General features: G+C 38.7%; 7 protein-coding genes. 5 read left to right on the forward strand and 2 right to left on the reverse strand.

Annotated elements, in window-relative coordinates; all coding sequences use genetic code 11:
• Positions 1 to 112 precede the first annotated feature (112 nt).
• Entirely contained in the window at positions 113 to 922 is an 810-nt protein-coding gene (locus C7B62_RS22310) for an SAM-dependent methyltransferase (RefSeq protein ID WP_106242592.1), read from the reverse strand.
• A gap of 141 nt (positions 923 to 1,063) precedes the next feature.
• On the opposite strand from C7B62_RS22310, the gene C7B62_RS26695 reads away from it, so the two are divergent.
• From C7B62_RS26695 to C7B62_RS22325, 4 genes are all read left to right on the forward strand, one after another.
• Positions 1,064 to 1,678 (forward strand): metal-dependent hydrolase, encoded by a 615-nt coding sequence (locus C7B62_RS26695; RefSeq protein WP_233220107.1) that lies wholly within the window; start codon positions 1,064 to 1,066, stop codon positions 1,676 to 1,678.
• A 36-nt stretch (positions 1,679 to 1,714) separates the two neighbouring features.
• A complete protein-coding gene (locus C7B62_RS26700; RefSeq protein WP_233220108.1) occupies positions 1,715 to 2,131 on the forward strand; it encodes a hypothetical protein in 417 nt (138 codons plus the stop codon).
• Between the two features lie 59 nt (positions 2,132 to 2,190).
• The gene (locus tag C7B62_RS22320; protein ID WP_106242595.1) at positions 2,191 to 2,778 is read left to right on the forward strand and encodes a Lumazine-binding protein; all 588 of its coding nucleotides are present in this window, start codon (positions 2,191 to 2,193) and stop codon (positions 2,776 to 2,778) included.
• 160 nt (positions 2,779 to 2,938) lie between these two features.
• Positions 2,939 to 5,659: a GAF domain-containing protein gene (locus C7B62_RS22325; protein ID WP_233220109.1), complete on the forward strand. Its 2,721-nt coding sequence runs from the start codon at positions 2,939 to 2,941 to the stop codon at positions 5,657 to 5,659.
• Positions 5,660 to 5,661: 2 nt separating this feature from the next.
• Here C7B62_RS22325 and C7B62_RS22330 read toward each other — a convergent pair whose 3' ends face one another.
• Positions 5,662 to 6,705 (reverse strand): PstS family phosphate ABC transporter substrate-binding protein, encoded by a 1,044-nt coding sequence (locus C7B62_RS22330; protein WP_106242598.1) that lies wholly within the window; start codon positions 6,703 to 6,705, stop codon positions 5,662 to 5,664.
• A 360-nt stretch (positions 6,706 to 7,065) separates the two neighbouring features.
• Here C7B62_RS22330 and C7B62_RS22335 point away from each other — a divergent pair.
• Positions 7,066 to 9,400 (forward strand): GAF domain-containing protein (locus C7B62_RS22335; protein WP_146132177.1); only part of this gene is annotated, 2,335 nt, incomplete at its 3' end.

Here is a 9,400-nt window from a genome sequence, read left to right on the forward strand (position 1 = left end):
CTTGTCAGGTTAAAGATTTGAACTTGGACGAGCCAGAAGAGTATGGTTTAGAACTAACAAATGAGGATGGGAATGTTCGGGGTGCGAGAAAGAGGTTAGGACAGTGAATTTATCATGCTTTCTTGTGAGCTTTGACTAAAAATACTCTTTCTAGATCAAGAACATCACGAGGCGGTAACTTATCTGTGTAGCGACCAAAATGCGCCCCCTCATCCCCAGGCTGAATTACCTCTGCTTTCCATCCATATTCGGCTAACAATTCCTCTGGTTCATCAAAACCAGAACGGAAATAGCCTTTGTAAGGTTCGTATTCTATGCTTCTAATATTGACTAAATCTAAACCCAAATAACTATCAGCCGTAGCTAACTGGGAAATTGTTTGTAGCAATTGATGTACTTGAGGTTCGGTGAGATACATTAAAAGTCCTTCTAGTAACCAGACTGAAGGTAAGGTAGGCTGATATCCTTGTTCTAATAGGAGGTGTGACCAAGGTTGAGTTAAATCGGCGGAAATAGCATAGTGTTGACTCTTAGGTCTAGCATTTTGGAGAATAGCTGTTTTAGTTTCGAGGACTTGAGGTTGGTCTAATTCATATATTTTAGTTTCAGACGACCAAGTCAGACGGTAAGCTCTTGTATCCATACCAGAAGCTAAAATGACTATTTGATTGGCTTTTTCACTTTGAGTGAGGAGAAAATCATCAAAGAAATGAGTACGAACTGCTATATAAGCACGATCTTGTTCCTTGAGTTGTTGCTCTACAAAAGTAAATGCTTCTTTTCCAGCTAGACAATGAGCAAAAGGATCGTTAAATAAGCGATCTGTTCTTTCTGTTTCTTTAGCCCTCATAGCTGCCATTAGACGAGCCGTAAACGGGACAAATTTATCTGGATCGGGTTTCGCTGGTACTGGTTGTGTCATTTTGATCTCAAGAGGATGACCAATTACTTTAAACGATAATACCTTCAATTAATAATTGCTTATTTTAATCAGTGATCTTTATAACTGACGATCGCTCTCCCCAAATCCAAACTGGTAAAGTCCCCCTGCTCTTTACCGCTTATGATGGCAATTACTCACGCAGCGATCGCCCTATCGGGAACTTCCCTAATCCTCGGCACTACTAACCCTTTAGCCTTGGGTCTAGCGATCATTGGCTCTCAACTTCCCGACCTAGACACTACAACTTCAACCATCGGTAAAATCTTCTTTCCGATTAGTTCATGGATTGAAGATAGATTTCCTCATCGCTCAGTCACTCATTGTCTTCTAGCTACTGCTGCGATCGCAGTTGTCTCAGTCAGCATCGGCTACTTTTCAGGAGACACCAAAGTGGCGATCGCTCTTCCATTAGGTCATCTACTCTCCTGTTTCTCCGATACCTTCACCAAGCAAGGCGTACAGTTGTTCTATCCTTATCCTGCCTGGGCAATTAGCGTTAGTAATCCTCGACGTAGATTAAAGACTGGTGGGGCTGGTGAACTGTGGGTTTTAGGAATTGCGATCGCTCTCCTCAGTCTTGGAATTTATCTAGCCAATGGTGGGGGTATCACTCAGAAAGTCTCTCAAAATCTAGGCTTGAAGGATGGAGTAGTCGAACTCTATAACCAAAATGCTAGTACTCATCAGGTATACGCGAACATTACAGGTTATTGGGCAAGCGATGCCTTCGGCTAGGCGGAGCCTAATCGCACCTCGGCAGATGGGAAGTATTTGATTATCGGTAATGAAGGTAATGAGTTTGTAGTCAGCGATAGCAAAGGTGTTTATAAAACTGGAGAACAGATTATTACGAGTAAAGTAAGTACGGTCGTTGGGTCAGTTGCCAAGACTGAGATAAGAAGTATTAGTTTTGATGATGAAGAAGCGTTAGCGAAGCTTAACGAAGTTATCGCGACTCTGGAAGAATTACAACAAACTTATCCTGGTGCTGACATATTTCTTAATGGTGAATTAACTATTGATTTTCCTGAAGATGTCAAGATTCCTGTTGAACCGAATCAAATGGCTACGGCTGAGTTGGTTGGGAGTAGTTTGAAGTTGAATTATTGTGGGTTGAGTAGGGCGATCGCGTTATTGAAGGAGCAATATGTGGTAGGTACGTTAGAGGTTAAGTTAGTAAAATCTTAGCAAAATAGTTTGGGTCGTTATAATTAACATAATTTTTTTCATTTATTAAAACTGCCTAAATGTTTATTGGAGTTGTTAAAGATACGGGGATTGTTGAACAAACTGAACCTGAATTGATTATCAAAGTTGATTCAGACAGTTCTGTTGAGATTGAGATTGAATCTCATCTTGCTGTTAATGGACGAGTCTTAAAAGTTTCATCAATAGATGATAATAATCAAGTTAGTCGTCTAAAGTTCTTTAATTCCAATCTGAATCAATCTAAAAGTTATCTACCGCCAGAAAAAGTTAATTTAGAAAGAGCAGTTCGTTTAGGAGAAGAAATTCCTGGAGCATTCTTCTATGGAATTCCTACGGGATTAGTTGAGCTTGTTTCCCAAGAATTACTGTCAGATGGAAACGTAATAATGAAAGTCTCTTTTGAGGATGATTTAGTCAACTATTTATCAGTTCTGGATGTAGTTTGTCTGGATGGTGTTTTAGTACAAATAATTGACATAGATAATTATCTTCTTTCCTTCAATGTTTATCCTAATACTCTGAAAATAACTAATTTAGGAGAAAAAAAATCAGGAAATAAATTAAGTATTGAATTAGACCCTTTAACTATTAAGGTGGCCAAAATTTTCCAAAAACAGCTGTTTTAGCTTTATTAAGAGTTGTTACACATACCACAGCAAATGTAAAAAATAATTGCAGAAATTTGACATAATGTTTGTTATAAGCAGCTAACTTTTTAGAATCAGACAATTAACCTCATGCGATCGCATAAGAAAAGATTTATTTTATTTTTTAAATAGATTAATAATGGCTAAAATATCTGCAAACAAAACCAATGACGGCAAAGATCAATTTAGTTCTCAAGTACTGGAAACTAATACTAATTCAGAGACAACTTTAACTGACATTTCTCAGAATCCCGCTTCATCAAATAATGAGCAGAGTAATTCTGCACCAGCTATAAACTCAAAATCAGTTGTCTTTGAACCAGAAACAGAAGCACAAACTAATTTCCATTCAGAGAATGTTAATGGAAGAGGCGAACTAATCAAAGTTGAGACAAAATCGCTGGATGCAAACCAAAAAAAATCAATTTTTCAAAAGTTAAAAGCCAAAACAGCGGCTACCTTAGTAAGTAGTGCGGTAATGTTACCCATATTAGTAGTAGGAACAGCAACATACTATTTTGGTAGCCAAGCTGTCAATAAGCAGACAATCTTGGTAAAACGCTCTGATAATATTGGTTTGGCTGAAACAGAGTTAGCACGACAACAAAAACTATTGGCAGCTTTATTAATCGGTACTGGAATAACAGCTTTACTAGCTGGTGCTATAGCTGCTTTAGGGACAAAACGGCTTTTAGATTCGATATCTAAAACATTTACTCAAGAAGCCGTAGAAGATACTGAAACCCAAATATACAGAGAGTTCATTCATGGTTTAAGCCAGTCAGTTCCGCAAAAAGATATTCTCAAAGCCATTGTCGAAGAAGCACGCATCTATCTAAATTGCGATCGCGTTGTAGTCTATAGCCTAGATCGAGATAAATACGGCGTAATAGTAGCAGAATCAGTGGTTGCTGGTTATACAAAAGCATTAGGCAAAACGATCAAAGATCCTTGTTTTGAAGCCAGATATCTTGATAAATACCGCGATGGGAGAGTTAAGGCTATTGATGATATTGACAAAGTTGAAATGACTCCCTGTCATAAAGAGCAGCTAAAAGCTATGGAAGTCAAAGCTAATTTAGTGACACCAATTGTTGATGAAGAAAATTTATTTGGCTTGTTGGTAGCTCATCAATGTAAATCGTCGCGGGAGTGGCAAAAGGGAGAAACTGAATTTTTACGCCAGCTAGCCAAAAAAACGGGTTTAGCTCTTAAAAATGCTCAGTTGCTAAATGATATGGTTCGTCTCCAAACACAGGCGGAGACGGAGAGACAATGGACTCATTACTTTACCGATGCCATCCAGCATATTCGCGCCTCAATTAAACAAGATGATGTCCTTGATATTAGCGTTGAAGAAGTACGTCGTGTCTTAGAATGCGATCGCGTGGTAGTTTATAGTCTTAACCAGGATAAATATGGGGTAATTATCGCCGAATCAGTATCTCCTGGCTATCCGAGAGCCTTAAACAAAACTATCGAAGATCCTTGTTTTGAAGCCAGATATCTTGATAAGTATCGTGATGGCAGAGTTAGAGCCATTGATAACATCTACGAAGCAGGGATGACCAAGTGCTACATCGAACAATTAGAAACCTTAGAAGTCAAAGCTAATCTAGTTACGCCAATTCTGAATGAAGGTAAGCTATTTGGTTTACTCGTAGCCCATCAATGCAGTCAACCCCGTAACTGGCAAGACTATGAAATACGCTGGGTAACACAAATTGCCACTCAAGTTGGTTTTGCTTTAGATAACGCCAAACTGCTGAAAAAATTAAAGCACGAAGGCTTGCCAACACAATTACTCAATAATTTCAGTCTTGGTATTAGTGAAAGGGTTAATAGGACAGAACTTCTTAAAATTGCTGTCGAACAAGCTCGCAAGGTAATTAAACTCGATCGCGTAATTGTCTATCAGTTTGATGCTCGTTGGAATGGAAATATCGTAGCAGAATCAGTTGTTCCTGGTTATCCTAGAGGCTTAAATTCTCAAATTAAAGATCCTTGCTTTGCCAGAGAATATGGAGAAAAATATCGTCAGGGTAGAGTTAAAGCGATCGCCAATATTCACCAGGCTAATTTAACTGCCTGTCATCTAGAGCTGCTTGAATCATTGGCAGTTAAGGCTAGTTTGGTAGTACCAATTTTGCAGAACGATCAATTATTTGGTTTACTGATCGCGCATCAATGCCAACAGCCCCATTTATGGTCACAATCAGAAATAAATCTATTTACTCAATTAGCTCTTCAATTGGGATTTGCCCTAGATCGAGTTGAGTTAAGAGCAGAATTAGAACTAGCAAAAGATCTCCAGAGAAGTAAGGGTGAAAAACAGGAGCTAAATCACAAGATATCAGAACTACTGATCGAAAATCAGACTGCATTAGAAAGTCTCAAGGCTAAAATTCATCATCAATCATTAGTTACAGATGATTTTGCCAAACAAATCTCACAAATGGCTCAAAAGACTAAAGCGATCGCGGAAGCTACGAATAAAGTTGAGATGCCAAATCAGTCTCATCAAAATCTTCATCAAATGGTCGAACTAATTAACGATATGAAAGAGAAGATGAATCGTTCATCAGCACCTGCACAATTACCAATGGGAGAAATTACCGTCGAAACAAGCGCAATAACTTCAAAACCACTATATCAATACAATCCTGAGTTAGATCTTACAGGGCAACCTATAGAAAAAGTCGAGTCAGCACCAACCTCGATCTTAATGAATCAATTTGTTAGAGATGTTACCAATTTATCAGACCAAATTTTACAACAGTCTTTATTTGTCACTGAATCTTTCCAAAAGCTGGCTATATTTGCCAAACAACTATCAGAAAAAAAGAATTTAGAGGACTAGAACTAATCAAGAGGAACAAAACCTGTTTTAGCGATTAGCTTTTGACCTTGAGGGGTGAGTAGAAAGTTAGCGTATGCTTGACCAATTTGTGACTTGTTCCCTTCATTTTCTAAAAAAACCACATATAGATAATGAGTTAGAGGATATTGGGCAGTACGCAGTGCCTCGAAGTTTGATTTGTTACGTCGTTGGGGACAATCAGCAGCAGGCACTAAAGGCTTTTGATAGGGAGCAACTAAGTCATCTCTTTTTAGACCCAGTGGTAACAGTTTGATAGTACATTGGGAAACAATTGCTGCTGTGGAATCATAGTGAATTCCCCCAGGATTATTTGCTAGTTGACGCAGAGCTTGAGTCGTTGTGGGTATAAATTTTACATTCAAACTAAATTGACGATCTTGAAGAATTTTTTGCTGAAAAATATCCACCATGTCCCCAGTGCTGGGAGGAAGAGAATAGACAGTAATTGGGAGATCTGCACCACCTACTTCTCGCCAATTGGAAACTTTACCAGTATAAATTGCTTGGAGTTGAGGAAGAGTCAAACCAGGAAGATCTAGCTTGGGGTGAACGGCTACAGCAATACTATCCACAGCCACGGCTACTTGTTTGAGCTTTAGACCTTGCTGTTTGGCTAGTTTATGTTCTTTTGGACTTAAAGGGTGAGAAGACTGTACAAAAGCTAACTTACCCTTTAACAGCATCCCAATTCCTGGTTTAGAGCCTGGTGGCTCATTTTGTGGCTGTAGGTATCTTAACTGTAGTTCAGGTCGCTCCGACTGAATAACTGAATCTACTGCTAAACGAAGAGAAGCCCAGGCAGTACTACCACCATAGTTAAAAACCCCCGTTGCTACACCTGGTACACGAGCAAAATCGGGAATATTTTGGCTATTTTCCGCAGTTTTGGAAGCGGGTTGAGATAATTGCCAAATTCCTTTGCCAATTAATCCGATCGCCCAGATCAAAGAAATAAACGCTGCTACACCTACAATAATTGAAGTTAATTGTAATTGACGATCGCTTTGCTTACGCAGATTACCCATAAAATTAATTTTAAAGTTAGTAACGTGCTTGTTTTCTATTCATATTACGTGATAATGTTAATTCAAAATCAAATTGAGCAAAAGATTCTCAATATCCAACTTACTCTAACCGTTCAACTTCAATCAGTTAAGTCACTATAAGTAAAATAGATTACCAAGCTACACCAATAATTATTTGAGCTATTTCGTCAAATTATATTAAGCTATACATAAATATTGTAAGTAATTTTACGGAAACAGAAAATCTTAAAAATTTATTTTTATACCCAGAATTTAATCAGATAGCTATAGCAATCTTTTGATAATTACTTTCAATAATGTTTGATATTTCGGAAGTTATCTAACCTACACCCTGAGCTAATGACTCAATCTACTGATTCAAAACTAAGCAATTATCAGAATCTTGAAGAGCTTTTAAAAATTACGGTCGAAACCACCAGAAAAACTCTAAAATGCGATCGCGTTATTATTTATGATGCTAGTGAACTTCCCCAGGTAGAGGTGATAGCTGAAGCTGTTGATCCTAAGTATGCTTCTATTCTAGGACAAACAATTATAGATCCTTTTTTAGAAGGTGATTATTTAGAAAATTATTGCTATGGGCAGGCTATAGCTATTGAAAACACTTACACCGCAGATGTAAATAAAAATCAATTAGAAAACTTGAAAAAGTTTAAAATTAAAAGTTTAGCGATCGCACCAATTTCTGCTGGCAATAAGTTATTGGCTTTTTTAGTTGCTCATCAATGTTCTAGACCTCAACCTTGGCATCCCGAAGCAGTCAAACTTCTCACAGAGAAGGCGAATATAACAAGCTTTGCTCTGGCAAACATTATTGAAGCTGAAAAGCAAAAAGATCTCAACTTTACAAAACAGGCAACAGAAATTCAACGGAGAAATTCAGCAGGAATGGATCTAGCAAAAAATGGTAATGGTAAAGGCAAACCTACAGAGCAAAAAACCAAGATTCAGGAGAATATAAGTAGTTCGTTTGCCGATGTCAATGGCATAATAGCTAACCAGTTGGGGCAAGAAAACATTCTCAAGACCACAGTTCATGAAGTACGACATCTACTTAATTGCGATCGCGTGGTAGTCTACAGCCTCGACCAAGATAATTATGGTGTAGTGGTAGCCGAATCCGTTGCTGCTGGATTAACTAAGTCATTGGGGAAAAGCATAGACGACCCTTGTTTTGCAGCTAGATATATCGAAAAATATAGTCAAGGTCGAGTCCGTGCTTGGAATGATATTTATAGTGAAGATATCACTCCCTGTTATCTCGAACAATTAGAAGCTTTAGAGGTAAAAGCAAAAATAGTTACTCCAATCATTCGAGAAAATGAACTATTCGGCTTGTTAATCGCTCATCAGTGCAATGACACTCGTAATTGGCAAGAACAAGAAATTCACTGGATAACTGAAATCGCTACTCAAGTAGGTATTATGCTCGATTACAATGAAATATTTGCCGAAACCGACCGAGAAGAACAAAAACTATTAGCTGCCAGTGAAAATCTGTGGAATCAGCATTTTACTGATGCGATTCAATATATTCGTCAATCTATAACTAAAGAAGATATTCTCAACGCTAGCGTTAAAGAAGTACGCAGAGTTTTAAAATGCGATCGCGTAGTAGTCTACAGCATGAACTCGGATAATCATGGCATGATTGTCGCCGAATCAGTTGCCCCTGGCTGGACAAAAGCCCAAGGAAGAGTAATTAACGATCCTTGCTTTGCAGCCAAATATATCGATATGTATCGTGACGGGAGAGTTCGGGCTTGGGGCAATATTTATGAGTCTGGCTTGACTCAGTGTTATGTCGAACAGTTAGAACAATTGGAGGTTAAGGCTAATTTAGTTACTCCCATTCTCAACGAAGGTAAACTATTTGGCTTGCTGGTTGCTCATCAATGTTCGGCTACCCGTGATTGGCAACAGCCTGAAGTACGTTGGATGGCTCAGATTGCTACTCAGGTGGGTTTTGCCCTCGATAACGCCAAGTTATTAGCTGATGCCAAGCAGCTTCAACATCAGCTAGAAAATGAAGCCCAATTGACTAAATATTACACCGATGCCGTTCGCTATATCAGGGAGTCTCTACACAAAGAAGATATCCTGGAAATTAGCGTCGAAGAAGTACGGCGAGTTTTAAATTGCGATCGCGTGGTAATCTACAGCATGAAGCAAGATGATTATGGCACAATCGTCGCCGAATCCGTCGCTCCTGGCTGGACGAGATCCCAGGGTAGAGTAATTAACGATCCTTGTTTTAAAGTTAGATACATCGAGCATTATCGCAGTGGTAGAGTTAGAGCCTGGGGCAATATTTACGAATCAGGCTTGACTAAGTGCTATATTGAGCAGCTCGAACAATTGGAGGTTAAAGCCAATTTAGCTATCCCAATTATCAGTGAAGGGCAACTATTTGGTTTGTTATTTGCTCATCAGTGTTCTGATTTTCGGGAATGGCAACAACAAGAAATTCGTTGGGCAACTCAGATTGCGACTCAAGTAGGTTTTGCCCTCGATAACGCTGAGCTACTAGCTAATGCCAAACTATTACAACAGCAGGTTAAGGATGAAAGTAAATGGACAGATTACTTTACCGATGCTACTCAACATATTCGCGCCTCTCTCAAAACAGGGGATATCCTCAACACTAGCGTCAAAGAAGTACGTAGAATATTAG

This window comes from Pleurocapsa sp. CCALA 161 (assembly GCF_003003995.1).
Classification (GTDB): Bacteria; Cyanobacteriota; Cyanobacteriia; order Cyanobacteriales; family Xenococcaceae; genus Waterburya.

What these genes read in the sequence shown, in the direction of transcription:
- C7B62_RS22310 (WP_106242592.1), bottom strand. Translation starts at nt 922, where the DNA reads ATGACACAACCAGTACCAGCGAAACCCGATCCAGATAAATTTGTCCCG.
- C7B62_RS26695 (WP_233220107.1), top strand. Translation starts at nt 1,064, where the DNA reads ATGATGGCAATTACTCACGCAGCGATCGCCCTATCGGGAACTTCCCTA.
- C7B62_RS22320 (WP_106242595.1), top strand. Translation starts at nt 2,191, where the DNA reads ATGTTTATTGGAGTTGTTAAAGATACGGGGATTGTTGAACAAACTGAA.
- C7B62_RS22325 (WP_233220109.1), top strand. Translation starts at nt 2,939, where the DNA reads ATGGCTAAAATATCTGCAAACAAAACCAATGACGGCAAAGATCAATTT.
- C7B62_RS22330 (WP_106242598.1), bottom strand. Translation starts at nt 6,705, where the DNA reads ATGGGTAATCTGCGTAAGCAAAGCGATCGTCAATTACAATTAACTTCA.